Origin of the sequence: Streptomyces blastmyceticus (assembly GCF_039521185.1) — a bacterium.
GTDB lineage: Bacteria > Actinomycetota > Actinomycetes > Streptomycetales > Streptomycetaceae > Streptomyces > Streptomyces blastmyceticus.
The window spans coordinates 419,915-445,760 of the sequence record NZ_BAAABW010000008.1; the positions used below are offsets into that span (position 1 = coordinate 419,915).

General features: G+C 71.5%; 23 protein-coding genes. 7 read left to right on the top strand and 16 right to left on the bottom strand.

Annotation, left to right across the window (positions count from 1 at the left end; all coding sequences use genetic code 11):
• Nucleotides 1-5: 5 nt before the first annotated feature.
• Both ABD269_RS08105 and alr read right to left on the bottom strand, forming a co-directional pair.
• Nucleotides 6-1,298, bottom strand: a complete 1,293-nt coding sequence (locus tag ABD269_RS08105; protein ID WP_344117150.1) for an alpha/beta fold hydrolase — start codon at nt 1,296-1,298, stop codon at nt 6-8.
• 17 nt (nt 1,299-1,315) lie between these two features.
• Nucleotides 1,316-2,527 (bottom strand): alanine racemase, encoded by a 1,212-nt coding sequence (alr, locus tag ABD269_RS08110; protein WP_344117151.1) that lies wholly within the window; start codon nt 2,525-2,527, stop codon nt 1,316-1,318.
• Nucleotides 2,528-2,626: 99 nt separating this feature from the next.
• Between alr and ABD269_RS08115 the strand changes: the two genes are divergently transcribed.
• From ABD269_RS08115 to ABD269_RS08125, 3 genes are all read left to right on the top strand, one after another.
• Nucleotides 2,627-4,060, top strand: a complete 1,434-nt coding sequence (locus ABD269_RS08115; RefSeq protein WP_344117152.1) for an NAD(P)H-hydrate dehydratase — start codon at nt 2,627-2,629, stop codon at nt 4,058-4,060.
• Between the two features lie 77 nt (nt 4,061-4,137).
• Complete coding sequence (locus ABD269_RS08120) at nt 4,138-4,392, top strand: Arc family DNA-binding protein (RefSeq protein ID WP_344117153.1); 255 nt, start codon at nt 4,138-4,140, stop codon at nt 4,390-4,392.
• On the top strand, nt 4,389-4,769 hold the full coding sequence (locus ABD269_RS08125) for a PIN domain-containing protein (RefSeq protein ID WP_344117154.1): 381 nt from the start codon (nt 4,389-4,391) through the stop codon (nt 4,767-4,769). The genes ABD269_RS08120 and ABD269_RS08125 overlap by 4 nt, the downstream gene beginning before the upstream one ends.
• Before the next feature lie 46 nt (nt 4,770-4,815).
• Here ABD269_RS08125 and ABD269_RS08130 read toward each other — a convergent pair whose 3' ends face one another.
• Genes ABD269_RS08130 through ABD269_RS08140 form a run of 3 tightly spaced genes read right to left on the bottom strand, consistent with a single transcriptional unit; the run spans nt 4,816 to nt 9,926 of the window.
• A complete protein-coding gene (locus tag ABD269_RS08130; RefSeq protein WP_344117155.1) occupies nt 4,816-8,304 on the bottom strand; it encodes an NACHT domain-containing protein in 3,489 nt (1,162 codons plus the stop codon).
• A gap of 43 nt (nt 8,305-8,347) precedes the next feature.
• Nucleotides 8,348-8,989 carry an NAD(P)-dependent oxidoreductase gene (locus ABD269_RS08135; RefSeq protein ID WP_344117156.1) on the bottom strand — a complete coding sequence of 214 codons (642 nt, stop codon included), beginning with the start codon at nt 8,987-8,989 and terminating at the stop codon, nt 8,348-8,350.
• Between the two features lie 19 nt (nt 8,990-9,008).
• Entirely contained in the window at nt 9,009-9,926 is a 918-nt protein-coding gene (locus tag ABD269_RS08140) for an EamA family transporter (RefSeq protein WP_344117157.1), read from the bottom strand.
• 72 nt (nt 9,927-9,998) lie between these two features.
• Between ABD269_RS08140 and ABD269_RS08145 the strand changes: the two genes are divergently transcribed.
• Complete coding sequence (locus tag ABD269_RS08145) at nt 9,999-10,496, top strand: MarR family winged helix-turn-helix transcriptional regulator (protein ID WP_344117158.1); 498 nt, start codon at nt 9,999-10,001, stop codon at nt 10,494-10,496.
• 6 nt (nt 10,497-10,502) lie between these two features.
• On the opposite strand, the gene ABD269_RS08150 is transcribed toward ABD269_RS08145, so the two are convergent.
• The 5 genes from ABD269_RS08150 to ABD269_RS08170 form a co-directional block, all read right to left on the bottom strand.
• On the bottom strand, nt 10,503-10,805 hold the full coding sequence (locus ABD269_RS08150) for a hypothetical protein (RefSeq protein WP_344117159.1): 303 nt from the start codon (nt 10,803-10,805) through the stop codon (nt 10,503-10,505).
• 144 nt (nt 10,806-10,949) lie between these two features.
• Nucleotides 10,950-12,134: a helix-turn-helix domain-containing protein gene (locus tag ABD269_RS08155; protein WP_344117160.1), complete on the bottom strand. Its 1,185-nt coding sequence runs from the start codon at nt 12,132-12,134 to the stop codon at nt 10,950-10,952.
• A 99-nt stretch (nt 12,135-12,233) separates the two neighbouring features.
• Nucleotides 12,234-12,602 carry a holo-ACP synthase gene (locus ABD269_RS08160; protein WP_344117161.1) on the bottom strand — a complete coding sequence of 123 codons (369 nt, stop codon included), beginning with the start codon at nt 12,600-12,602 and terminating at the stop codon, nt 12,234-12,236.
• Nucleotides 12,599-14,446 carry a glutamine--fructose-6-phosphate transaminase (isomerizing) gene (gene glmS / locus ABD269_RS08165; RefSeq protein WP_344117163.1) on the bottom strand — a complete coding sequence of 616 codons (1,848 nt, stop codon included), beginning with the start codon at nt 14,444-14,446 and terminating at the stop codon, nt 12,599-12,601. Before glmS ends, ABD269_RS08160 begins: the two co-directional genes overlap by 4 nt.
• A gap of 89 nt (nt 14,447-14,535) precedes the next feature.
• Nucleotides 14,536-14,832, bottom strand: a complete 297-nt coding sequence (locus ABD269_RS08170) for a hypothetical protein (RefSeq protein WP_425572852.1) — start codon at nt 14,830-14,832, stop codon at nt 14,536-14,538.
• Nucleotides 14,833-15,015: 183 nt separating this feature from the next.
• Between ABD269_RS08170 and coaA the strand changes: the two genes are divergently transcribed.
• Nucleotides 15,016-16,008: a type I pantothenate kinase gene (gene coaA / locus ABD269_RS08175; RefSeq protein ID WP_301886664.1), complete on the top strand. Its 993-nt coding sequence runs from the start codon at nt 15,016-15,018 to the stop codon at nt 16,006-16,008.
• A 184-nt stretch (nt 16,009-16,192) separates the two neighbouring features.
• Here the strand turns inward: coaA and glmM are convergent, their stop codons facing one another.
• From glmM to ABD269_RS08195, 4 genes are all read right to left on the bottom strand, one after another.
• A complete protein-coding gene (glmM, locus tag ABD269_RS08180) occupies nt 16,193-17,551 on the bottom strand; it encodes a phosphoglucosamine mutase (RefSeq protein WP_344117164.1) in 1,359 nt (452 codons plus the stop codon).
• Between the two features lie 194 nt (nt 17,552-17,745).
• Nucleotides 17,746-18,264: a 30S ribosomal protein S9 gene (gene rpsI, locus ABD269_RS08185; RefSeq protein WP_301886661.1), complete on the bottom strand. Its 519-nt coding sequence runs from the start codon at nt 18,262-18,264 to the stop codon at nt 17,746-17,748.
• 43 nt (nt 18,265-18,307) lie between these two features.
• The gene (rplM, locus tag ABD269_RS08190) at nt 18,308-18,754 is read right to left on the bottom strand and encodes a 50S ribosomal protein L13 (RefSeq protein ID WP_116212410.1); all 447 of its coding nucleotides are present in this window, start codon (nt 18,752-18,754) and stop codon (nt 18,308-18,310) included.
• Nucleotides 18,755-19,040: 286 nt separating this feature from the next.
• Nucleotides 19,041-20,660, bottom strand: a complete 1,620-nt coding sequence (locus ABD269_RS08195; RefSeq protein WP_301886660.1) for an ABC-F family ATP-binding cassette domain-containing protein — start codon at nt 20,658-20,660, stop codon at nt 19,041-19,043.
• Nucleotides 20,661-20,716: 56 nt separating this feature from the next.
• Here ABD269_RS08195 and ABD269_RS08200 point away from each other — a divergent pair, with 56 nt between their 5' ends.
• Nucleotides 20,717-21,634: a hypothetical protein gene (locus ABD269_RS08200; RefSeq protein WP_344117165.1), complete on the top strand. Its 918-nt coding sequence runs from the start codon at nt 20,717-20,719 to the stop codon at nt 21,632-21,634.
• Between the two features lie 27 nt (nt 21,635-21,661).
• Here the strand turns inward: ABD269_RS08200 and ABD269_RS08205 are convergent, their stop codons facing one another.
• On the bottom strand, nt 21,662-22,465 hold the full coding sequence (locus tag ABD269_RS08205; protein WP_344117166.1) for a hypothetical protein: 804 nt from the start codon (nt 22,463-22,465) through the stop codon (nt 21,662-21,664).
• 314 nt (nt 22,466-22,779) lie between these two features.
• On the opposite strand from ABD269_RS08205, the gene ABD269_RS08210 reads away from it, so the two are divergent.
• A complete protein-coding gene (locus tag ABD269_RS08210; RefSeq protein WP_344117167.1) occupies nt 22,780-24,900 on the top strand; it encodes a glycosyltransferase in 2,121 nt (706 codons plus the stop codon).
• Between the two features lie 56 nt (nt 24,901-24,956).
• On the opposite strand, the gene truA is transcribed toward ABD269_RS08210, so the two are convergent.
• On the bottom strand, nt 24,957-25,811 hold the full coding sequence (gene truA, locus ABD269_RS08215; protein ID WP_301886656.1) for a tRNA pseudouridine(38-40) synthase TruA: 855 nt from the start codon (nt 25,809-25,811) through the stop codon (nt 24,957-24,959).
• Nucleotides 25,812-25,846 lie beyond the last annotated feature (35 nt).

Genomic DNA, 25,846 nt, shown 5'->3' on the forward strand with positions numbered 1-25,846 from the left:
TCCGTTCAGACGCGGCGGCGCGCGGCCGGGACCTGCTCGCGCGAAGCGCCCGCATCGGACCCGGCAGCTTCCAGCAGCTCCAGCAAGCAGCCGGAAACCACTTCCGGCTGCTCCAGCATCGCCAAGTGCCCGACCCCCGGCAGCAGCACCAGCCGCGCCTCCGGAAGTACCTCCGCGATCGCCTCCGAGTGCGTGCTCGGAATCATCAGGTCCTTCTCGCCCCCGATGACGACGACGGGGCGGCCGGCGAACGTACAGAGCGCCTGCGCCTTGTCGTGCTCCGCGAAGACCCGGTAGAACTCGGCGACGATGTCGACCGGGGTCGCCTCCAGGAGGCGTTCGGCGAAGCGGGTGACGGCCGGGTCCACGTCGCGGGAGCCGAACGAATAGCGCCGGATGAGGCCCGCGAAGAGGTCGGCGGTGGCCCGCCGGCCGCGCTCCACCAGCTCCGGCTGCGCGGTCATCACCTTGAAGACGCCGGGCAGCACCCGGCGCACGACGCTCATGCCCGCGGCCGGCAGCCCGTACGTGTTGGCCGCGAGCCCGCCCGAGGACGTGCTGACGAAGGCCGCGCCCACGACGCGCTCGGCGATCAGCTCGGGGTACTGCGCGGCCAGCGCCATCATCGTCATGCCGCCCATGGAGTGCCCCACGAGCACCAGGGGCCCCTCGGGCGCGGCGGCGTCGATGACCGCCTTGAGGTCGCGGCCGAGCAGGTCGATGGAGACCGGAACGCTCCCGTCCAGCTGGGAGCGGCCGCGCTCCGAGCGGCCGTGGCTGCGCTGGTCCCAGAAAACCGTGCGCACGGCTCCGCGCAGGGCGGCCCGCTGGAAGTGCCAGGCGTCCTGGCCGAGGCAGTAGCCATGGCTGAAAACCACCGTGACCGGAGGGGGCGTGCGCCGCCCGAAGATCCGCTTCAGCAGCGACTCCTGCGCATCGGCAGGGGCATCGGTGGAGGCACCGGCGGAAGCGTTTTCCCCCACCTCGTCGACCTCGTAGTACAGCTCCGTGCCGTCCTCGGCGACCGCCCGGCCCGGCCGGCCCCGCAGCGTTCCGTACGGGCCCATCGAGTCCAGCGCGAGCCGCGCCTTGCGGCGCACTCCGCGCCCGACGGTCAGGCGCTCCACGGCCACCCCGACCGCGGCTCCCGCGGCCACCACGCCGATCGCGGCACCGGCGACACCCGCGCCCCGCCGCCACCCGGCGGCCCCGGCCGCATCGACCGCGGCGGCGCCAAGGCCCGCCACGTCGGCCACTCGGGCCACACCCGTCCCGTCGGTATTCGCGCTGTCGCTCATGCCGTGCCCCCCGTGTCCTAGCTCTCCTGCCCGATCACGTCCGTGCTCTCGTTCTTGTTCACGTTCTCGTGCGCATCCGTACCCGCGTCCACCGTCTCACCGACGTAGACGCGAGGCACCCGGCTGGTGATGCGCGTGACGACCTCATAGGCGATGGTTCCGGTCGCCCGCGCCCAGTCCTCGGCGGTCGGCTCGCCCCGGTCGCCCGGTCCGAACAGCACCGCCTCGTCGCCCACCCGCGCGCTGTCGCCGCCCAGGTCGACCACGAACTGGTCCATGGCCACCCGGCCCGCGACCGTCCGCCACTTGCCCCCGATCAGCACGGGCCCGGTCCCGGAGGCGGCCCGCGGGATCCCGTCCGCGTAGCCGACGGGAACGAGGGCGAGAGTAGTGGCGCCGGGCGTGACGTAGTGATGCCCGTATGAGACACCGTGCCCGCCCGGCACGCGCTTGACGGAGGCGAGGGACGCGGACAGCGTCATCACGGGCTTCAGGCCCAGGTCGGCGGGCGTGCCCACCTCCGGGCTCGGCGAGACGCCGTAGATCGCCAGGCCGGTGCGGACGAGGTCGAAGTGGCTCTCCGGGAGCGTGAGGGTCGCCGGGGAGTTGGCTATGTGCCGCACCTCCGGCTCGATGCCCTGCCGCTCGGCGTAGCCCACCGCGTCCTCGAAGACCCGCAGCTGCGCCTGGATGGACGGGTGGCCGGGCTCGTCCGCGCACGCGAAGTGCGACCACACGCCGGTGACCTTGATCAGGCCCTCGTCCTCAGCGGCGCGGGCGGCGGCGATCAGTTCCGGCCAGTCGTCGGGCTGGCAGCCGCTGCGCCCGAGACCGGTGTCGATCTTCAGCTGCACGCGGGCGGTGCGGCCGCAGGCGCGGGCCGCGTCGCTCACCTCGCGCACGGCCCACAGGCCGCTCACCGACACGTCGATGTCCGCCTCGACGGCCTCCCGCCACGGGCCGCCCGGCGTCCACAGCCAGCACATCAGCCGGCCCCGGTCACCGGCCGCGCGCAGCGCGAGCGCCTCGTCCGGCGTGGCCGTACCGATCCACGCCGCGCCCGCCTCGCGCGCCGCCCGGGCGCAGGGGATGGCGCCGTGGCCGTACGCGTTCGCCTTGACGACAGCCATCAGCTGCGCCTTGGGCGCACGGGCCCGCAGCGTGCGTACGTTGGCCCGCAGGGCGGCCAGGTCGACCAGGGCACGGGCGCGCATCGGTGTCTCGTTCATCCCCGTCAGTCTCTCAGGTGTCCGTTTCCGTGCGCCCAGGGTGCCGGATCCGCGGCAATACGGCGGCGTGCGGCGGGCTCGAAGGTGACACTGGGGAGCATGAGGACTGCGTACAGCGTCGAGACCGTACGGGCCGCCGAGCGCGCGCTCATGGCACAGCTCCCCCAGGGCGCCCTGATGCAGCGCGCCGCGGCCGGGCTCGCGGCCGCCTGCGCGGATCTGCTGGGGCGTACGTACGGGTCGCGCGTCGCGCTGCTCGTCGGCAGCGGCGACAACGGCGGGGACGCGCTCTACGCGGGCGCCCGGCTGGCACGCCGCGGCGCGGGCGTGACCGCCGTCCTGCTCTCCCCCGAGCGCACGCACGCGGGCGGTCTGGCCGCGCTGCGGGCCGCGGGCGGACGGATCGCCTCCGCCGAGTCCGCCGACCGGGCCGTGCGCCGTGCCGACCTCGTCATGGACGGGATCGTCGGCATCGGCGGCAAGGGCGGGCTGCGGCCGGAGGCGGAGGCGCTGATGCGGGCGGCGTACGCCGGGGGCGCCCTGATCGTCTCCGTCGACCTGCCGAGCGGTGTCGACGCGGACACCGGCGAGGTGCACGGCGCGGCCGTCCACGCGGACGCGACGGTCACCTTCGGCGCGTACAAGCCCGGCCTCCTGCTCGACCCCGCCCGCGAGCACGCGGGCGCGCTGCGCCTGGTCGACATCGGTCTGCGCCTGCCGTCCGCGCCCGACGCCGAGGCGCTCCAGCACGCGGACGTCGCCTGGCTGCTGCCGCGCCCGGAGGCCGAGAGCGACAAGTACCGGCGCGGCGTCGTCGGCATCGTCGCGGGCTCCGCCCGCTACCCGGGCGCCGCGGTCCTCGCCGTGGCGGGCGCGCTGCACGGCGGCGCGGGCGCCGTGCGCTACGTCGGCCCCGCGGCGGAGGCGGTGATCGCCCGCTTCCCCGAGACGCTCGTCTCCGCGGGCCCGCCGTCGAAGGCGGGGCGGGTACAGGCGTGGGTCGTCGGCCCCGGCCTCGGTGACGGCGCGGAGGCGCGCCAAGCGCTGGAGGACGTCCTGGCCTCGGACGTCCCCGTCCTGATCGACGCGGACGGGCTCCGCCTGCTCTCCCCCGAGGCCCTGCGCGCCCGCTCCGCCGGGACCGTCCTCACCCCGCACGCCGGCGAGGCCGCCGTCCTCCTCGGCCAGACCCGCGAACGCGTCGAGTCGGCCCGCCTGGTGTCCGTACGCGCCCTCGCCGAGCGGTACGGCGCGACCGCCCTCCTCAAGGGCTCCACCACAGCCGTCGCCTCCGGCCACCACCCGGTCCGCGTCAACCCCACGGGCACCCCGTGGCTCGCGACGGCGGGCAGCGGCGACGTCCTCTCGGGCCTGACGGGCGCCCTCCTGGCCGCGGGCCTGACGGGCTACGACGCGGCCTCGACGGGCGCCTACCTCCACGGCCTCGCAGCCCGCTCCCTGGGCCAGGCCCCCCTGACGGCATCGGCGGTGGCGGAGGCGCTGCGGGGGGTCTGGGGGGATGTGGTGGGGTGAGGCGCCGCCCGATCGAGTGATGGTGGGTACGGGTGCGTACCCGTACGCTGCCTGGTGAACGGAAGGAGACCGAAGCCATGGCAGACGCCAACATCCGCATCCCCGCCGAAGCACGCGACCGGCTCGCAGAGGTCGCAGCCGCAGAAGGACTGTCGCTGCGCTCCTATCTCGCCCGCCTCGCCGACCAGCTTCTCACTCCGGCCGAACGCGCCGAACGCGCCGAACAGACCCGCCGTTTGCTGCACGAGTGGAATGGCTACGACCCCAGCGAGGACGACGTGGCCCGACTGGACGCCGACCTGGACCGGCGCCTCACCGAGGCGATGCGGTGAGCGACCAGATCCACGTCCTGCTCGACGAAACGGCCCTGACCGCCGCCGGCCAGGGCAACGTCGTCGTCTCCCGGCTCATCCACCGCGCGGACACGGAAGCGGGCTGGTACGTATACGCCCCCACCTGCGCACTCGTGGAAGCCGACAGGGCACGGCCCGGCATCGCCGAACACTTCGCGGCACTGCCCGGCATCACGATTCTCGACCTGGACCTGCCGGCCGCTCTGGCCGTCGCCCGCGAAGCGACTTGGGCAGCCGCGCACACCCGCCACGCCGCCGAACCGACACCCGAGCGTCCTGACGGCGCCTTCATCGCGACCGCGACACCGGGTCGGTGGGCGGGGCAGCCGGTGCGGGTGCTCGACATCAATCCGTGACGGGTACGGGGTGCGCTTTCGGAAATGCGGCCTGACGAGGTGCGTGTCAGGTGCGTTCCTTTGCGCCGCGGACGGTGTTGTCGGCGGGATTACGCACGACGTTGGGGAGCAGCTCGGCATTGAGGACGGGGCCGTGGTGGTCGATGGAGATCTCGGGGATGTCCAGGTCCGCCAAGAGTGCCGCGTCAAGGGGTTCGTTCGAGTGCTTGCTGTAGATGGAGAACTGTTTGAGGTTGGGGAAAACATTGGGCAGGTGACGCAGACCCGTGAAGCTCAAGGGCTCATCAAGGAAGAGACGCTCCACCTGAAGAAGCGGCTCCGCGACGACCGCCCACCACATGAGATTCTCGCTCTCGATCCGCAGATCCGTGAGGGAGGGAAGGGCCGTCAGCGCCATGATCTTGGACGAGTCCAGGTTCACGTACGACAGCGAACGCAAGGTACGGCAGCGGCTCATGCCCTCCAGCTGCAGATTGACCGACGGCCCGACTCCCAACCGGAGGTACTGGAGCGCGGACGGCAGGGCCAATGTCTGCGCGGGCCCATTTTGAACAATCCAATCGAGCGTAAGCACCTCCAGGTTCTCCATGTCCGACACGGCATCGATGCGCCCAGGGCGCCCGTTCACTGCAAGGCTCAAAGTGTGCAGGGCCTCGCTGTTCAGCGCTTCCAAGCCAGCGAAGGAGCGCGACTCCACGATGCCGAGCTCCGACAGCGGGCGGACGAGACGAAGGCGCCCGAAATCGACGCCCTCGGTATTGGATCGGAATGAGAGCACGTCCAGGGCGGGGGTGTCCAGGTCACGCAGGTCGTCCTCATGGAGTGAGCCCACGCAGCGTACCCATGGGCGTCCACCGAGCCTCTTGAGCGCGGAGATCTCGGCTTTCGATTTGACGACGAATTCCAGGTCCTCCTTACCTGCCCCCTCATACGCGAGCTTCCCGATCACTTCGTCCGCGTAGTGATCGGTGTCGAAACGGTCCCAGGACCATGCAAGTTGGGCACGAACGCCCAGATAAGGATGGTCGGCATACTCGGCCAGCAGTGGAATCGCCCGGTCATCGGCAACGGCAGTCGCCGCCACGACCACAGCGCGGGCCACCTCGTCCCGCTCGGCTCCGTACTTCTCCTCGGATATCTCGTTCGGCCCCGGCAGCAGGTCGATGACGACGCGACCCGCAGTCGCCAGCCCCTTGGCAGCCTCCGGATTCCGCGGCGGCACCAGTTCCAGCGCCTCTTCGGCCACGCGTGCCCGGACGGCGGGATCGAGTTCCGTCGCGTGCTCAAGGCAGGCAGCCGCCAACAGACGCAATCGCTGTCCGCGAGAAGGCCGCAGTGCCGCACGGTCCAGCAACATCCCCAGCAGTTCGGCCCTCGCCTTCGGTGACGCGTGGCCGACCGCCATGCGCAGCACGTCCTCCCACTGGTCGTCATGGGCGTGGCTCACCAAGACATCGAAATCCCATTCCTCGACGGCTGCTTGAGATCCGAGATAGTCCTGGAACGTGCGGTGAATGAAGTCCAGCGTCTCACTCGTCGGACGCCGCAACAGCCCACTGCGCAGCACGAGATGCCGAAGGATGCTCTCAGCGTCGCCACGCGCCGCGACCGACGGCATGGCCGGGAGCGCGCGCTCGATGATCTGGACTGCCTTGTCCCACTCGACTTCCGAACGACCGTTACGGATGAGCCAGTAGGCGATCTTCTGCAGGAGCGCCACTTGCTGCGCGTGTTCCAGCTCCGGGCCGTCCGCGCCGATCACGACATCGCGTTCACGATCCCGCCGTACGAGCAGCAGCTCCAGCGCGGCACGGTACAGCTCCATACGACCCTGCGGAAGGCTGCCGCGACGTGAGCGATTGAGCGCGCAAATCAGCGCGCACATCAGGGGATTGGTAGCCAGCCGCCCCAGATCCGGCTTGGCTATCACCGCCTTGGTCAGCGCGTCCCGAAAAGCACGGAGCTGTGCATTCTTCGCTTGCCCCGCCGCCGTATGCCAGCGGTCGATGAACGCTGCGACGTCCGCGCGGCTCATGGGCATCAGCTCCAGCTCCGTGAAGCCGGAATCCTTGAGCCATCCCTCACGTACAGCGGAGGGCCGGGTCGTGACGATATATCGAGCGTCCGGATACGCGGCCAGCAGTTCCTTCAGCCACGCCAGCGTACGGCGGCGGTCGGCCTCGGGGACCTCATCGACGCCGTCGATCAGCAGCAGTACACGGCCCTCGGACAGGCGACGCGTCACCCATCCCTGCGCGGCAGGCAGCCCGGCCAGCGGACGGGCGACCGCATGGAGGAGGCCTTCCGGGCCCGGCAGGCCGCCACCTTCCCCGACGAGCGTACGCAGCGGCAAAGGGAGCGGAAAGCAATCGGAGAACTGCTCCAACCCTGGCGGGAGTTCACCTTTAGCGGTGACCGAGGTCAACCACTGGAGCAGCGTGGTCTTGCCGGAACCGGCGGCGCCCCGCAGGAGAACTCGATCCTGGCCGGAGAGGGCTTCTTCAGCCCGCCGGGGTCCCGGTACGGCTTCGTTCCATTGCGCATTCCGCGCCCACGCATGGCCCTCCCCGACGCGTCGCAATGCACCCGCGTCAGACGTTCCAACGCTCTCGCCGACCACGGCCGACGATGGCACCCTCAGACCCGACCAAGCCCCCGGAATAGCCAACTCGAATGCGGCGCCGCCCTGGTCTGCGCCGCCCTGGAACACATACCAGACCCTCCCTCCACCCGTCACCTCCAAACTCAAATAAGCCGCATCCAGCGGCCACCCCTCCCCCTCTCCGTCCGACAACGTCAACCCGACAATCGTCAACTCCCCAGCCCGCTCTGCCAGATACTCCCGCAACCGCCGCTCGAACGTCTCCTCCTCGACCTCCAGAGAAGAAGCCAGCGCACGCGACGCCGGCTTGTGGCCGTGCTCCGCGCACAGGTCCAGGAATTCCGGGTCCGACCAGATACGGAACATGGGCGTCACCGCGAGCCGTCCGTGCCGCCAGCCGCCAGGGTCCTCGCAGACGACGCCGCACAGCAGGCCGCCCACGAAGACGGCCGCGCCGGACATCCCCGCCCACGGGGACCCGCCGTCGGCGAGCGCGGCCGGGGCGCCGTGGTCGCTGTCGAGCACGTGGCGGCCGCCGAGCAGTTGGCTGCCGGGCTTGAGGGTGCCGACGAGCTGTTCGGTGTCGAGCTCGTCGTGCGCGTCCCGGGCGGCCTGCGGGAAGCCGATCGTCTGGGCGTCGCGCCAGACCCGCAGGTCGCCGACGCGCCCCCAGACCACCGGTTCGAAGGCGGCCGCCACCTGTGGCGGCACCAGATCCCGCTCGGCCAGGAGAAGGGCGACGTCGCCCTTGTCGTCATCGCGGGTCCAGAGCGCCCGGCAGGCCACGGGGCCGACGCCGCCGGGGACGGCCACCCGCACGGAATCCCGCGCCACGTGGGCGGCCGTCAGGACGAGACGCGGGGCCAGCAGATAGCCGCTGCCCTGCGTCCGTCGTCCGATGACCGCCGCGATACGTTCCCTCGCTGGATGCACGATTCACAGGCTATCCAGCGCTCCGGCCCGGCCGTCGGGTCATTCAGTACGCGACCGTGAACCGCGCCCGCCGGTGCTTCGGCCGCTCCGCCTCGTCCAGCAGGGCCACCGCCAGATCCTCCATGGAGATCGCGGAGTTGCCCTCGGCGTCGACCAGGAGCTCGTCCGTGCCCAGCCGGTAGGTGCCGGTGCGTTCGCCCGGTGCGAGCAGGGCCGCCGGGCTGAGGTAGGCCCAGTCCACCGTCGTCTCCGCGCGGCAGACCGCCAGCTGTTCCGTGCCGGCCTGCGCGATGGGCCGGATGGCCGCGGGGGCGAACGCCGGGTCGTCCCGCACCACCATGCCGCCGCTGCCGGGCACGGTCAGGCTGCCCGCGCCGCCGACGAGCAGCAGCCGTACGCCGGTCCGGGCGAGCCCGGCCAGCAGGGTCCGCGTGGTGGCGGCGTGCTCGCTCTCGCGGCCGGGCGCCGGGCGGGTCGCGCTGATCACGAGGTCCTGGCCGGCGCTCAGGGCGGCCACGTCGTCGGCGACCGCGGCGTCACCGGTCCGCGCCTCGGCCCCGGCGGGCAGGTGGGGGAAGCGGGCCGGGTCCCGTACGACAGCGGTCACCTCGTGGCCGCGGGACAGCGCCTCGGCCACCACGCGGCTCCCGACGTTCCCGGCCGCTCCGAAGACAGTGATGCGCATGGTTACGAACTCCTTTGGTTCAACGGGTGGATGAGACACGTACGGCGTCGTCCCGTACGGGAAGGGGCGCCGCTTCCGCGCGCGGGCGGCGGCGGATCTGCGCCACGACGAGGGACGCGAGGACGACGAGCCCGCCGAGGGACTGCGCCGGGGTGAGGTCCTGGCCGAGGACGAGCCAGCCGAGTGCGGTGGCGACGACCGGGCTGAGCAGGCCGAGGAAGGTGACGTCGGTCGGGGGCAGGGCGCGTATCCCCCGGAACCACAGGGGGTAGGCCAGGCCCGCGCCGACGACCGCGAGGTAGGCGTAACCGGTCAGGTTCGCGCCGGTCAGCGACGCCGGGGGCGGGCCCTCGACGAAGAGCGCGACCGGGAGCAGCAGCAGGCCGCCCGCGACGAGCTGCCAGCCGGTGGTCGCGAGCAGCGGCGCGGGCGAGGCCCAGCGCTTGCTGAGGATCACCCCGGTGGCCATGACGACAGCGCTGCCGAGTCCCGCCGCGATCCCGAGGGCGTCGAGCCGCGCGTTCGCCTGGAGCACGAGAAGGCTGACGCCGGCCACGCCCGCCGCGCCGGTGATCACCGTACGGGTGGTCAGCCGCTCCCCGAGCAGCCCGGCGGCGAGAACCGCCGCCAGCAGCGGCTGGAGCGCGCCGAGGGTGGCCGCGACGCCGCCCGGCAGGCGGTAGGCGGCGACGAAGATCAGCGCGAAGAACGCGCCGATATTGAGCGCGCCCAGCACGAGCGCCCGCCACCACCACGAGCCGCGCGGCAGGCGGCGGGTGACGGCGACGAGGGCGAGCCCGGCGGGCAGCGCCCGGATCACCCCTGCGAGGAGGGGGCGGCCGGGCGGCAGCAGCTCGGTGGTGACGAGGTAGGTGGAGCCCCAGATGGCGGGCGCCAAGGCGGTCACGAGGACGATCCCGATGCGATTGCTTAGCACTAAACCACCGTAACGCTTTGCTTAGTGCTAAGCAATCTCTCTTAGCGGTGAGACAGTGGCTAGGCTGGGGGCGTGGCAGACCAAGTGGACCGAATCCTGGAACAGTGGGCCGCGCAGCGCCCCGAACTCGACACCTCCCCCATGGGCGTCATCGGCCGCCTCCAGCGGCTCTCCCGGCTCCTCGACACGGAGCTGCGCCGTACGTTCGCCACGCACGGCCTCGACACCGCGTCCTTCGACGTCCTCGCGACCCTGCGCCGCAGCGACCCCCCGCACCGGCTGACGCCCGCGGAGCTGATGCGGGCGTCGATGGTCACCTCGGGCGCGATCACCCAGCGCCTGGACCGCCTGGAGGCCCGCGCGCTCGTGACCCGCACCCCGAACGACTCGGACGGCCGCGGCGTGTACGTCACCCTCACCGAAGCGGGGCGCGCCTTGATCGACAAGGCGCTCCCCGACCACATCGCGACGGAGAACCGCCTACTGTCCGCCCTGACGGCCTCCCGCCGTGACGCCCTGGCGGGCGAACTCCGGGTACTGCTGGAGTCGTTGGGGGACGTGCCGCGCTGAGAGCGGTTACGGCCACGGCGTGCCCGGGGCGGGCTCGCCTCTCCCCCGGCGGCTCAGCTTGTTCGCTTCCGCCACCTTCGCGCTCAGTTCGGACGGCTGATGCGAGGCGCAGTCGCACGAGCGCAGGGGTGAGCTCGGCTTGATGTCGATCCCGTGGGCGGTCGCCCAGACGTAGACGCCGCACAGTTCGCTCTGCGGGGCCGCGGCGGGGCGGGCCGTCGGCTCGGGCTCCGGCACGGTGAGTTCGGCCGTACGTGCGCCGAATCTGGCCCTCGCCCAGTCGACGACCCGGTGGATAAACTTCGGCATGTTGACGCTCCTAGCTGGCGTTGACCATGCCCCCCGGGCCGTTCACGCGGTCGCGGGGGGTCGCTCACCCCCACATCGTGCCGACGCACCAGGGCCGGAACTGTCAGACGTTCCTGATAGCCCCGGCCACCGATTGACCCTCAGTCACATGCCGAGCCACGCACCGAAGTTGCCGAACGTCTCCGGCATGCGTCGCTTCGCCGACTCCAGGCCCGCGTACGTCTCCCGCACCGTCGGGTGGTAGCGCGTCTGCTGGGGAGCGACCTTCCGGGCCAGTTGCAGGTTCTTGAAGGCCGCCTCCGAGCGGCCCGTCCACATCTGTGCCTGGGCGACCTCTGTGTGGTGATGGGCCAGGCGGGAGGGCGTCCACCCTTGAGGAACCGTCATCGCTTGGGCAGCGGAGACGGCTTCCGGGTAGTGGTCCAACTCGGCCAGCACGCTGATACGGTGGATATCGACGTTGGTCGGCCCGAATGAGAGCCAGTAGACCTCCTCGGCGGGCCCGGTACGTTCCGCGATGCGCTGCGCCTCATCGAGATGTGCGCCGGCCGCGTCCTCGGACTTCCCCCGCGCCGCAAGCACCGCGGACCCCAGGTGCAACTGCCCCGTGGCCACATCCAACGTCCGGCCGGGCTCCGCCTGCTCCAGGGTGGACATGCCCAGCCGGACGAGGCGGGTCCCGGTCCGGCAGTCGCCCGCCCGCAGGTAGGCCACACCACGCAGGTACTGCCGGATGGCGCTCAGGATGGGATCGGATGCCTGCTGGGCAGCCCAGCCCATTCGATCCAGGGCGACCATGCCCAGGTCGGGGTGGCTGAGCTTGGTCGTGACGTCGTAAGCCGTGCGGTAGACGCTGGCAAGCAACCTCCACCAGCGCGCGCTCGGCGTCAGATGCGCCCCTGTCGTGGCCTCGTGGATCAGGCCGGGGAGTTCGGTGGCCACTTGCTTGATGTTCGCCGCTCGGACCAGAGCGCACAACGCGTCCGCGTGGGCCTCCAGCTCCTCCACCAGGCGTGGGGAGACGTCCGGGTCGGGGCCGAGGTCGTAGACGTTCAGCGCCTCGCGGATCGGCTGGATCAGCCCGTCGAACTGGTCCTGCTGCAACTCCTCCAGATACGGCTGCCCGATCAGCTCGGCGACAGGCACGGACAGCGCGCGGGCCAGTGCCCCGACCACCGAAGGGCTCGCGGGCAGCGCCCCTTGCTCGACCTTCGTGAGGGTGCTGTAGGAGACATGGGACAGGTCCGCCAACTCGCGTTGGGTCAACCGCCGGACCTTACGGACGCGCGCGACACGCGCTCCGGTGTACTCGTCAAAGTGCGGGGGCATACGGTGCTCCGTTCTGACTCGTCCATCAGAACCGTACCCCCGCCCACCGACACGCGTACAAGGTCCAGTTGGGCCCCCGCAGCAAACGGGGGCCGTCCCTCACTTCTCCGCGATCACCACCGCCGAAGCCACCCCCGCGTCATGGCTCAGCGAGACGTGCCAGGAGCGTACGCCCAGTTCCTCCGCGCGGGCCGCGACCGTGCCCGTCACCACCAGGCGTGGCTGGCCCGTCGGTTCGGTGGTCACCTCGGCGTCCGTCCAGAGCAGGTTCCCCGGGGCTCCCAGGGCCTTGGCCACCGCTTCCTTCGCGGCGAAGCGGGCCGCGAGGGAGGCGATGCCGCGCCGCTCGCCGTTCGCCAGATACAGCTCGCGCTCGACGAAGAGCCGGTTCGCCATGCCCGGCGTGCGGCGCAGGGCCGCGTCGAAGCGCTCGATCTCGGCGACGTCGATGCCCACTCCGACGATCATTCGACGGTCACCGACTTCGCGAGGTTGCGCGGCTGGTCGACCTCGTTGCCGCGCGCGGTGGCGAGCTCGCAGGCGAAGACCTGGAGCGGGACGGTGGCGACAAGGGGCTGGAGCAGCACGGGAGTCGGCGGGATCTCGATGAGGTGGTCGGCGTAGGGGCGTACGGCCGTGTCGCCGCGCTCGGCGATGACGATCGTACGGGCGCCCCGGGCGCGGATCTCCTGGATGTTGGAGACGATCTTGTCGTGGATCACCGAGCGGCCGCGCGGCGAGGGGACGACCACGACGACCGGCAGGTCCCGCTCGATCAGCGCGATGGGGCCGTGCTTCAGCTCGCCGGCGGCGAAGCCCTCGGCGTGCATGTAGGCGAGCTCCTTGAGCTTGAGGGCGCCCTCCAGGGCCACGGGGTAGCCGACGTGCCTGCCGAGGAAGAGCACGGTGTTCTTGTCGGCCAGGGAGCGCGCCAGCTCCCGTACGGGCTCCATGGTCTCCAGCACCTCGTCCACCTGCGTGGCGATGGCGGACAGCTCGCGCACGACGGACCGGATCTCGTCGCCCCACTTCGTGCCGCGCACCTGGCCCAGGTAGAGGGCGACGAGGTAGCAGGCGACCAGCTGGGTCAGGAACGCCTTCGTGGACGCGACCGCGACCTCGGGCCCGGCGTGGGTGTAGAGCACGGCGTCGGACTCGCGGGGGATGGTCGAGCCGTTGGTGTTGCAGATGGCGAGCACGCGCGCGCCCTGCTCCCGCGCGTGCCGCAGGGCCATCAGGGTGTCCATGGTCTCGCCGGACTGGCTGATCGCGATCACCAGCGTGCGCTGGTCGAGGATCGGGTCGCGGTAGCGGAACTCGCTCGCCAGCTCCGTCTCGCACGGGATCCGCGTCCAGTGCTCGATGGCGTACTTCGCGATCATTCCCGCGTGGTACGCCGTGCCGCAGGCGACGATGACGACCTTGTCGACCTCGCGCAGCACGGAGGCGGGGATGCGCACCTCGTCCAGGGACAGCGTGCCCGCCGCGTCGATGCGGCCGAGCAGGGTGTCGGCGACGGCCTTCGGCTGCTCGGCGATCTCCTTGAGCATGAAGTAGTCGTAGCCGCCCTTCTCGGCGGCGGAGGCGTCCCAGTCCACGTGGTACGCGCGGACCTCCGCGGGCGCCCCGTCGAAGTCCGTGACGGTCACGCCGTCGCGGCGCAGCTCCACGACCTGGTCCTGGCCGAGCTCGATGGCGTCGCGGGTGTGGGCGATGAAAGCGGCGACGTCGGAGGCGAGGAAGGACTCGCCGTCGCCGACGCCGACGACCAGCGGGGAGTTGCGGCGGGCGCCGACGACCACGTCCGGCTCGTCGGCGTGCACGGCGACCAGCGTGAACGCGCCCTCCAGCAGGCGGCACACCTGCCGCATCGACTCGGCCAGGTCGCCGCAGGAGGAGAACGCCTCGGACAGCAGGTGCGAGACGACCTCGGTGTCGGTCTCGGACGCCAGCTCGTGGCCGCGGTCGGTCAGCTCGGCGCGCAGCCGGGCGAAGTTCTCGATGATGCCGTTGTGGACGACGGCGACGCGGCCCGCGTTGTCGAGGTGCGGGTGGGCGTTGGCGTCGGTGGGGCCGCCGTGGGTGGCCCAGCGGGTGTGGCCGATGCCGGTGGGGCCGGACGGCAGCGGGCGGTCCGAGAGCTCCTTCTCCAGATTGGCGAGCTTGCCGGCCTTCTTCGCCGCCGCGAGCCCGCCGTCGGCGAGCACGGCGACCCCGGCCGAGTCATAGCCGCGGTACTCCAGGCGCTTCAGCCCGGCCAATACGACGTCGAGGGCGCACTGCCCTCCCACATAGCCAACGATTCCGCACATGCGCAGCAGCGTACGGCCCAGGGGCGGGCGGGTGCCCCCAATGGCGCAACGCGGTCGCACCGGAGTGCCCGCGCGCCCCCGTACGCCCCTCAACGCCCCCGCTCGATGCGGTCGATCGCGTCCTGGACGAGTTCGAGGTACTCGACCTCCTCGCAGCGCGGCTTGCTGCCGAATTCATAGCGGTCCAGGCAGTCGTCCAGGTCCTGGCCGAGGTCCTCGTCGGGCAGCTCGGCGGCCAGCTCGCCGGAGACCAGGGCGGCGAAGTCGTCGCGCGGGACCGGCGTGGCCCGTACGGCGGGGGCGGGGCGCAGCCGGCGTGCGAGGCGGCGCAGGAAGTGGCGCAGGGAGACCCTGACGGTGTTCCGTAGGGCGAGGAGAACGAACACGGCGTTCCTAGCGGGATGCGGTGGCCGGAGGTGGGTGGGACCGTAGTACTGACCCGCCAGTAGGTACAGGGTCTCCGCGGAACTTCACCGTCCGGCGCCGCCGGAGTCACCCAAATCAGACGAGAACACCCGCATCCACCACCCGGAAGTGAGCCGCGCGCGCCACCCGCGCACAATGGGCCCGTGCCGACCACCTCAGAGCAGCAGCAGCGCCGCCGCGCCGACTCCTCCCCGTATGTGGACCTGACCCGCGCGGAGTGGAGCGCCCTGCGCGAAAACACCCCGCTGCCACTGACCGCGGACGAGGTCGAGCGGCTGCGCGGGCTCGGAGACGTCATCGACCTGGACGAGGTCCGGGACGTCTATCTGCCGCTGTCCCGGCTGCTCAACCTCTACGTAGGGGCCACGAGCCAGCTGCGGGGGACGCTCAACACGTTCCTGGGCGAGGCCGGGACCCGCGGCCACGGCTCGCAGCCGGGCACGCCCTTCGTCATAGGCGTCGCGGGCAGCGTCGCGGTCGGCAAGTCGACCACCGCCCGTCTCCTCCAGGCGCTGCTGGCCCGCTGGCCCGAGCACCCGCGCGTCGAGCTGGTCACCACGGACGGCTTCCTGCTGCCCAACGCGGAGCTGCACCGCCGGGGCCTGATGTCGCGGAAAGGTTTCCCCGAGTCCTACGACCGCCGGGCCCTCACCCGCTTCGTCGCCGACGTGAAGGCCGGCAAGGACGAGGTGACCGCGCCCGTCTACTCCCACCTGATCTACGACATCGTGCCCGGCGAGCGGCTGACCGTGCACCGCCCGGACATCCTGATCATCGAGGGCCTCAATGTCCTCCAGCCCGCGCTCCCGGGCAAGGACGGGCGCACGCGGGTGGGGCTCGCCGACTTCTTCGACTTCAGCGTCTACGTGGACGCGCGGGCGGAGGACATCGAGCGGTGGTACTACGAGCGGTTCAAGAAGCTGCGCCTGACGGCGTTTCAGGATCCGCACTCGTTCTTCCGGCAGTACACACAGGTGCCGGAGGAAGAGGCGCTGGATTATGCGCGGCGGAACTGGCGCACGATCAACAAGCCGAATCTGCTGGAGAATGTGGCGCCGACCCGGGGGCGCTCGAACTTGATCCTGCGCAAGGGTCCGGACCACAAGGTGCAGCGCCTGTCGCTGCGCAAGCTTTAGCCCCCACCCCGCCCCTTCCCGAACCGGGGAGACCCCGGGCCCCCAGCGCCCTGCGGGCGCGTCCTCAAACGCCGGACGGGCTGAAATCAGCCCGTCCGGCGTTTGAGGACAAGCGGCGAAGCCGCTTTCGGGGTCTGGGGCGAAGCCCCAGTTCGGGAAGGGGCGGGGCTGGGGAAGAAAACCCCTAGCCCAGTGCCGACTTGACCGCGTCGGCGAGCCGCTCGGCGACAGCCTGTGCCTGCTCGATGTCGGCGGCCTCGACCATGACCCGCACCAGCGGCTCGGTGCCGGACGACCGCAGCAACACCCGTCCGGTGGAGCCCAGTTCGGCCTCCGCCACGGCGACCGCAGCGGCGAGCTCCTCCGAGGACGTCACGCGCGACTTGTCGACATCCCGCACATTGATGAGGATCTGCGGCAACCGCTCCATGACACCGGCGAGGTCGGCCAGCGACCGCCCCGTCGCCGCGACGCGAGCGGCCAGCATCAGGCCGGTGAGGGTGCCGTCGCCGGTCGTCGCGTGGTCGAGGACGATGACGTGGCCGGACTGCTCGCCGCCGAGGGCGAAGCCGTGGGCCTTCATCTCCTCCAGCACATAGCGGTCGCCGACGGCGGTCTGGACGAGGTCGACGCCCTCGCGCTCCATGGCCAGCTTGAAGCCGAGGTTGGACATCACGGTGGCGACGACGGTGTTCTTGCGCAGCGAGCCCGCCTCGCGCATCGCGAGCGCGAGTACGGCCAGGATCTGGTCGCCGTCGACCTCGTTGCCCTTGGCGTCGACGGCCAGGCAGCGGTCGGCGTCACCGTCGTGGGCGACACCCAGGTCCGCGCCGTGCTCGACCACGGCGGCGCGCAGCTTGTCCAGGTGGGTGGAGCCGCACTCGTGGTTGATGTTGAGGCCGTCGGGCTCGGTGCCGATGGTGATCACCTCGGCGCCGGCCCGCGCGAACGCCTCGGGGGAGACACGGGCGGCCGCGCCGTGGGCGCCGTCGATGACGACCTTGAGGCCGTCCATGCGGTTGGGCAGCACGCCGATGAGGTGGGCGACGTAGTTGTCGAAGCCCTGGTCGTACTCGCGGACCCGGCCGACACCGGCGCCGGTGGGCCGGTCCCAGGGCTCGCCGGAGGCGTGCGCCCGGTAGGTCTGCTCGATCCGGTCCTCCAGCTCGTCGGCGAGCTTGTGGCCGCCGCGGGCGAAGAACTTGACACCGTTGTCCGGCATGGCGTTGTGGCTGGCGGACAGCATCACGCCGAGGTCCGCACCGAGCGCCCCGGTGAGGTACGCCACGGCCGGCGTGGGCAGCACGCCCACCCGCAGGACGTCCACGCCCGCGCTGGCGAGCCCGGCCACCACGGCGGCCTCCAGGAACTCCCCGGACGCGCGCGGATCCCGGCCCACCACGGCCACGGGGCGGTGGCCCTCGAACGTACCCGCCTCGGCGAGCACATGCGCCGCGGCGACCGACAGGCCGAGCGCCAGCTCGGCTGTCAGATCGGCGTTGGCCACACCGCGCACACCGTCCGTACCGAAGAGTCGTCCCACTGGTGTCCTCCGAAAAAACGCGGGGGTGCGGGGCCCGGGAGAGGGCCCCCGCCAAAGAAAGGTGTCGAGTCCGGGACCGGAGCGTTGCGCCCGGGTACATCCAGGTATACGCCCCGTGCCGCCGATAGCCGAACGCCCCGGCGGGCACGGAGCGTGCCGCCGGGGCGTTCGAGCAGAAGCAGCGAAGCCGCTGTTTAGCGCTTGCTGTACTGCGGAGCCTTGCGGGCCTTCTTCAGACCGGCCTTCTTGCGCTCGACCGCACGGTCGTCGCGGCTCAGGAAGCCGGCCTTCTTCAGCGGGCCGCGGTTGTTGTCCACGTCCGCCTCGTTCAGCGCGCGGGCCACACCGAGGCGCAGGGCGCCGGCCTGGCCGGAAACGCCGCCACCCGAGATGCGGGCGATGACGTCGTAGCGGTCGTCGAGCTCGAGCACCTTGAAGGGCTCGTTGACTTCCTGCTGGTGCACCTTGTTGGGGAAGTAGTCCTCAAGGGTGCGACCGTTGATCTTCCACTTGCCGGTGCCCGGAACGATCCGGACGCGGGCAATGGCGTTCTTGCGACGACCCAGGCCGGCGGCCGGCTGCGGGTCACCGAAACGGGACGCGAGCGACTCGGAGGTGTACTCACCCTCCAGCGGCGCCTCGGTCTCGGTGGTGTACTCCTCGACGCTGACCTCTTCGTCAATGACGGGGGTCTCGGCGGTGGTCTCAGCCACGATTCTCCTCAGATACTTTCTGTCTGGTCGGCGGTGGCCGGGACTAGCCCTGCTTGACCTGGGTGATCTCGAACGGGACGGGCTGCTGGGCGGCGTGCGGGTGCTCGCTGCCCGAGTAGACCTTCAGCTTCGAGAGCATCTGACGGCCGAGGGAGTTCTTGGGAACCATGCCCTTGATGGCCTTCTCGACGGCCTTCTCGGGGTTCTTGTCGAGCAGCTCGTCGTAACGAACGGCACGGAGACCACCCGGGAAGCCGGAGTGGCGGTACGCCAGCTTCTGGGTCTTCTTGTTGCCGGACAGGTGAACCTTGTCGGCGTTGATGATGATGACGAAGTCACCCATGTCCATGTGCGGGGCATACACAGGCTTGTGCTTGCCACGCAGGAGGTTGGCGGCCTGAGAGGCCAGACGGCCCAGGACAACGTCCTGCGCGTCAATGATGTGCCACTGGCGCTGGACATCGCCGGGCTTGGGGCTGAACGTACGCACGGTCGTAGCCTTCGCTTCTGAGTGTGGGTCCTGACACGTCTCTCCGGGCGGTCAACCGACACTGGCGGCGATCCGGGGACGCAACCCGAACGCGCGCCGGTCATTATCGGCCCGATGAGCAAGCGTAAGGGCCCCTCGCGTGAGAACGACCAAGCCAATACGCATAACGAACTCGTAGAGTACCGGTCGCCCACCGGCGGGGTCAAAACAACATGGTCCCACCGGCTGCCGGACCCGGCCACCCGTACGGCTCCAGGGCCCCGGAGGCGGTGCCGCGCCCGGGCGGCTACCGCTTCCGCACCACCCGCGCCTCGTCCCAGACCGGCTCCGGGACCTCGCGGACCGTGCCGTCGGAGCCGAAGACCACATAGCGATCGAACGCGCGAGCGAACCAGCGGTCGTGTGTGACCGCGAGCACCGTGCCGTCGTAGGACTCCAGGCCGTCCTGGAGCGCCTCGGCCGATTCCAGGTCCAGGTTGTCCGTCGGCTCGTCCAGCAGCAGGGCCGTCGTCCCGGCCAGCTCCAGCAGCAGGATCTGGAAGCGCGCCTGCTGCCCGCCCGACAGCTTCTCGAAGGGCTGGTCGCCCTGCTTCTCCAGCTCGTACCGGCGCAGCACGGACATCGCCCCGCCCCGGTCCTTCGCGTGCTCCGTCCACAGGATGTCGACGAGCGTGCGCCCCAGCAGCTCCGGGTGGGCGTGGGTCTGGGCGAAGTGCCCGGCCACCACGCGGGCGCCCAGCTTCCACGTGCCCGTGTGGGCCACGTCGTCACCGGCGAGCAGCCGCAGGAAGTGGGACTTGCCGGAGCCGTTCGAGCCGAGCACCGCGACCCGCTCGCCGTAGAAGACCTCCAGGTCGAACGGCTTCATCAGGCCGGTGAGCTCGAGCTTCTCGCAGGTCACGGCCCGGACGCCGGTGCGCCCGCCGCGCAGCCGCATCCGGATGTCCTGCTCGCGCGGCGGCTCCGGCGGCGGGCCGGCCTCCTCGAACTTCCGCAGCCGGGTCTGGGCCGCGGCGTAGCGCGAGGCCATCTCGTGGCTGACCGCGGCGGCCTGGCGGAGGTTGATCACCAGCTTCTTCAGCTGGGCGTGCTTCTCGTCCCAGCGGCGGCGCAGCTCCTCGAAGCGGGCGAAGCGCTCCTTGCGGGCCTCGTGGTAGGTGGCGAAGCCGGCGCCGTGCACCCATACGTCCGACCCGGCCGGGCCCGGCTCGACGCTGATGATCTTCTCGGCGGCGCGGGCGAGCAGCTCACGGTCGTGGGAGACGAAGAGGACGGTCTTCTTCGTCTCGCGCAGCCGCTCCTCCAGCCAGCGCTTGCCGGGCACGTCGAGGTAGTTGTCCGGCTCGTCGAGCAGCAGCACCTCGTCCGTGCCGCGCAGCAGCGACTCGAGGACCAGCCGCTTCTGCTCACCGCCGGAGAGGGTGCGCACCTCGCGCCACTGCGCGTTGTCGTACGGGACGCCGAGCGCGGCCATCGTGCACATGTCCCACACGGTCTCGGCCTCGTAGCCCCGCGCCTCCGCCCAGTCGGACAGGGCCTGCGCGTACGCCATCTGCGCGGCCTCGTCGTCCCGCGTCATGATCGCGTGCTCGGCCTCGTCCACGGCCCGCGCCGCTTCCCTGATCCTCGGCTGGGCCACGGAGACCAGCAGGTCGCGGACCGTACGGCCGTCCCGCACGGATCCGACGAACTGCGGCATCACCCCGAGCCCGCCGGTGACCGAGACCGTGCCGCCGTGCGGCTGGAGCTCCCCGGAGATCAGCCGCAGCAGGGTCGTCTTGCCCGCGCCGTTCGCACCGACGAGGGCGACCGCGGCGCCCTCCCCGACCCGGAACGAGACATCGCCGAGCAGCACCCGGCCGTCCGGAAGGTAGTACTCCAGGTGCGCTGCTTCGACATGTCCCATGGGTGGGATTGTCGCCGCTGGCGAGGGGTGCGACCAACCGGTTTACGATGCACGCCATGAGCTTTGGGCAGGGAGGGCCGCACGGGGCCCCGGGGGAACCCCATCGGCCGACTCCGCAGTGGGGCCCGCCCCCGCCGCCACAGCCCTGGGGAGCCGCCTCCGGCGCACCGCAGACCCCGGACTGGTCGGCGCTCGCCGACGACACCGCGGCCCGCGGCCGCCGCCGCAAGTGGCTCCTCCTCGGCGGTGGCGGCGCGCTCGCCACGGCCGCCGTCGCCACCGCCGTGGCCTTCGCGGTCACCGGCTCGCACGGCGGCGGCAAGCAGTCCGGCCTGCCCGCGCCCGAGAAGCTGCCCAGCTCCTCCGGCGCACCGGAGCCCTCCTTCTCCGAGAACGCCCCGCCGCCCCCGCCGAACCCCCTCGACTTCATAGCGAGCGCCGACAAGGACAAGGCGCCCCTGAGCACGAAGACCCTCTTCCCCCACACCAAGCCGGTCCTCTACAAGCGCACGTACGAGCGGACCGCCACCGCCACCACGACGGACTGCGCCTCCGCGACCCAGGGCGCGCTCGGCTCCGTCCTCGCCGACAACGGCTGCCGCAAGGTGCTGCGCTCCACCTACGTACGGGACGGGATCGCGGTCACGGTCGGCGTCGCCGTCTTCGACGACAAGGCGGCCGCGGACAAGGCCAAGGAGCAGTCCGCGGGGAACATCGCCTCCCTTCCCGGCGACAACGCCCCCGAGTTCTGCCGCGCGACGGCATGCCGGCTGACAGCCAATGCGATCGGGCGCTACGCGTACTTCACCGTGGCGGGCTTCGCCAACGGCAAGGCGGTCGACTCGGGCGACACCGCCGCGCTGCAGGCCGGACGGGACGTGTCGGACTACACGTTCCGCCGCATCATGTACCGCGCACAGGCCCAGGCAGCGGACTCGGTGAGGTCGGCGCCGCCACCGGCAAAGCGGGCGTGAAGGGGCTTCGCCCCGGCCTCCACGCGTTCACCCCGAGGGATCCTCGTCCTCGTCGTCGTCCTCCCCCGGAGCGGCGGAAGCCTGAGCGGACGCCTCCTCCGCCATCCCCCGGAGCTTCTCGACCTGCGCGCGCACGAGCTCGGGAGGGATCTCCACCCCGTCCGGGTCGGACAGGCTCGTCGCGAAGAACATCGCCAGCATGTTCCCGGACCGCACGGCGGTGATCAGACTGGGCGCGCGCTCCGCCACGTTCTCCAGGCGGAAGGCCACCGCCTCGTCCCCCAGCGACGGCGGCGACAGCGTCCGTACCGCCTCGAACTCCTGCGGCTCGCCCTCGCCCGTGCGCATCCGGAAGCCGTCCGCGCAGGCGGTGGCCGCCGCCCTCAGGGCACGGAGCGTGCCGGCCGCGCCGTCCCCCTCGTACGCCGAGACGCGGATCATGCCCATCAGGCCCTCGAAGTCCATGTCCTCGCCCGTCTTGGCGAAGGTCCTGACCACCGTCGCGGCCGGCGCGGGCCGCAGCTGGGAGCCGAGCGCGTCGGCGAGGGGCCGGCAGGGCTCGCTGTCCGTACGGGGCCTGCCCGCGCCCGCCGCGCCCTCGCCCGCCCTCTCGATCTGGAAGCCGGGCACCTCGTGCGCGCCCAGCTCCACACGTCTCAGCCGGTCCGGGCCGAGCATCGTCACGGCGTCGAGCGCCTCCTTGCCCTCACCCCTGTCCGCCCGGGACGGGGACGCCCTGCGGGGCTCGCCCGCAGCGCCGCCGTCACCGACACCACACCCGGTCACCAGCCCGAGGGCCACGACCGCGGAGACCGCCACCATCGCCTTCACACCCCCAGCGTCCCAGCGCCCGCGGGGTCCGTCCGATCGCCACGCCCGGCGGCCCGGTTACCCTCTGGACGGCTGTCCGAGCGCCTCCGGCGCACGGCCCGCGGGGACGATCTCCCCCTTGACCCACGACCTGTGACTGAAGCCACAATGTAGGCTTCGCAGGCAACCGAAACCCCTCCCAACGGTCTTTACCGACGGATCGGGCCGCACTCGACCAACACTTGGCCCAGCGGTCCGCACACAGGGGACGACCCGGACACCCAGGCCAGGGGGAAGGACGGACGCGGCACCCGACGTGCCGCGCACACACCGCCATGAAGATCTCTTTCCTTTTGCAGAATGCCTATGGCATCGGCGGCACGATCCGCTCCACGTTCAACGTCGCCGGCGCCCTCGCGGCCCGGCACGACGTGGAGATCGTGTCGATCCACAGAACCGGTGGCACGCCCAAGCTCCCCCTGCACCGCAAGGTCAAGCTGGTCCACCTCATCGACACCCGCGCCGAGACCGGCGCCGACCGGGACAACGGCCTGCTCCAGCAGGACAGCACGCTGATCCCGCCCGTCGAGGCCAAGGGCGCGCAGTTCAGCGCGCTCACCGACAAGCGCGTCGCCGAGCACCTCGCCCGCACCGACGCCGACGTCGTGATCGCCACCCGCCCCGGCCTGGTGATGTACCTCGCCGAGTTCGGCACGGACCGCTACCTCAAGATCGGCCAGGAGCACCGGATCTACGGCACGCACGAGCCGAACATCCGCGCCGCCCAGGACCGCGCCATCCCGCGCCTGGACGCCCACACCGCCGTCTCCGAGGCCGACGCGGCCACCCACCGCGAGCACTTCCCCGGCGTGAAGACCAAGCTGATCGCCCTGCCCAACGGCGTCCCGCCGTCCGAGGTCGAGCCCTCCGACGGCAACGCCAAGCTGGTCGTCGCCGCGGGCCGGCTGATCCCCGTCAAGCGCTACGACCTGCTGGTCAAGGCGTGGGCCACCGTCGCCGCCACCCGCCCCGACTGGAAGCTGCGGATCTACGGCCGCGGCCCCCAGCAGGCCAAGCTGCGCGAGCAGATCGACAAGCTCGGCCTCAACGAGCACGTCCGCCTCATGGGCCCCCACTCCCCCATCGAGACCGAGTGGGCCAAGGGCTCCATCGCCGCCGTCACCTCCCGCGAGGAGTCCTTCGGCATGACGATCGTGGAGGCCATGAACTGCGGCGTCCCCGTCGTCGCCACCGACTGCCCGCACGGCCCCGGCGAGATCATCAGCGACGGCAAGGACGGCCTGCTCGTCACCAACCTCGACAGCGACGCCATCGCCAAGGGCCTGCTCAAGCTGATCGAGGACGACGAGCTGCGGCACGCCATGGGCAAGGCCGCCCGGATCTCCGCCGAGCGCTACCAGCCCGACGCCATCGCCCGCGCCTACGAGGACCTCATCGAGAGCCTCGGCGGCGACACCGGCACCGCGCCGGCCCCCGCGGGCAGCGCGCCCGGCGAGCCCCGCAAGCCCGCGCCCGTGCCGCTGTCGAAGGTGCTGCGCCGCACCGCGGGCAAGCTCATCCGCCCGCTGCGCCGCTCGGTGGCCAAGCCCGCCACCCCGACGGTCAAGGCGGCCATAAAGGAGATCGTCCGCAAGCCGCTGCGCTGCACCGCGTCCTGCCGCGTCGACACCGACGGCAACATCGTCGTCTCCGTCGACCGCAAGGGCCTGTCCGGCGAGAAGCTGTCCCTGACGGTCACCCGCCGCAAGGAGGGCAAGCCGATCAGCGTGCCGCTGAAGGCCCCCGCCGACGGCAAGGGCGCGTACACCGCGGTGCTCGACCGCCGCGAACTCCGTCTGGGCGAAGGCCGTTGGGACTTCCACGTCGTACGGGGCGACGACGGCGCCCGCCGCCGGGTCGTCTCGCACCTCGCCGAGGGCCGCGGTCTGGTGGAGCTGGAGCCGCTGCCGGGCTCGCCGTTCACCTGGTGGGTGGCCTATCCGACCGTCGACGGCTTCCTCGCGCTGCGCGCCTGGAACCGCAAGCAGCACGCCGAGGCCCGCACGGTCCGGCAGGGCAACAACGCGCTGACGGTCGAAGGCACCCTGCACGGCGCGCAGTTCACCGCCGACAGCAAGCCCGCCGTCGTGGCCACCCCGCGCATCGAGGCGGCCTCGACGGTGACGGCGGAGGTGACGGTCGTCAACGAGACGGCCTTCACCTTCAGCCTCTCGTACGCGGATCTGCGGCACGCCCGCGGCGGCGACGAGAACACCGTCTGGGACCTGGCCCTGCGCCCGGCCCCCGACGCCGAGCCGATCCGCGTCGCCCGGCTCGTCGGCGACATCGTCGACCGGAACAAGACCGACATCTACCCGGTGATCGACGGCATCAAGCCGTACCTCACGGTCAACAGCGACCTCGCGGTCAACTGCCCGGCCCCCGAAGGAGCCTGACGCTCAATCAGTGGGATAGGCCAACTCGCCCGGCCTATCCCACTGTTGCGTCCGGATCAGCAGCAACCCGCGCCGGGAAGCGTCCGCTTGTTGCGCGCCTCGCGGTTGCGGGCGGCGAGCTCGGAGTCGGCCGGGTAGCCGACCTCCTCCAGCGTCAGCCCGTGCGGCCGCACCACGTGCACCGCCGAATCGCGGACCCGCGCGGCGAGCACCTTGCCCGGCCAGTCCACCGGCCGGTGCCCGTCGCCGACGAACAGCAGCGCGCCCACCAGCGAACGCACCATGTTGTGGCAGAAGGCGTCCGCCTTCACGGTCGCGGTGACGACACCCGACGCGTCGCGCTCCCAACTCAGCTGCTGGAGCGTGCGGATGGTCGTCGCGCCCTCGCGCTTCTTGCAGTACGCGGCGAAGTCGTGCTCCCCGAGCAGCGCGCGCGAGGCCTCGTTCATCGCGTCGACGTCCAACGGCCAGTCGTGCCACAGGACATGACCGCGCAGCAGCGGATCGACACCGCCCACGTGGTCGGTCACCCGATAGGCGTACCGCCGCCAGACCGCCGAGAAGCGGGCGTTGAAACCGGCCGGCGCCTCCGCGACCTTCCACACCCGTACGTCGTGCGACAGCCGCCCGGCCAGCCGGCGCAGCAGCTTCTCCTCGTGCTCGGCCCACACCCCGGCCGGCAGGTCGACGTGCGCGACCTGGCCGCGGGCGTGCACCCCGGAGTCCGTACGGCCCGCGACCGTCAGCTCATAGGTCTCGGACGACCGGGTCACCGTACGGAGGGCGGCCTCGATCTCGCCCTGCACGGTGCGCAGGCCCGAGCGCTGCTTGGCCCAGCCGGAGAAGTCCTTGCCGTCGTACGACAGATCCAGCCGCACCCGCACAAAGCCGGGCTCAACTTCGTCACTCACCGCGTTCCTCTTTCAGAAAATGCGGGACGGGCCCG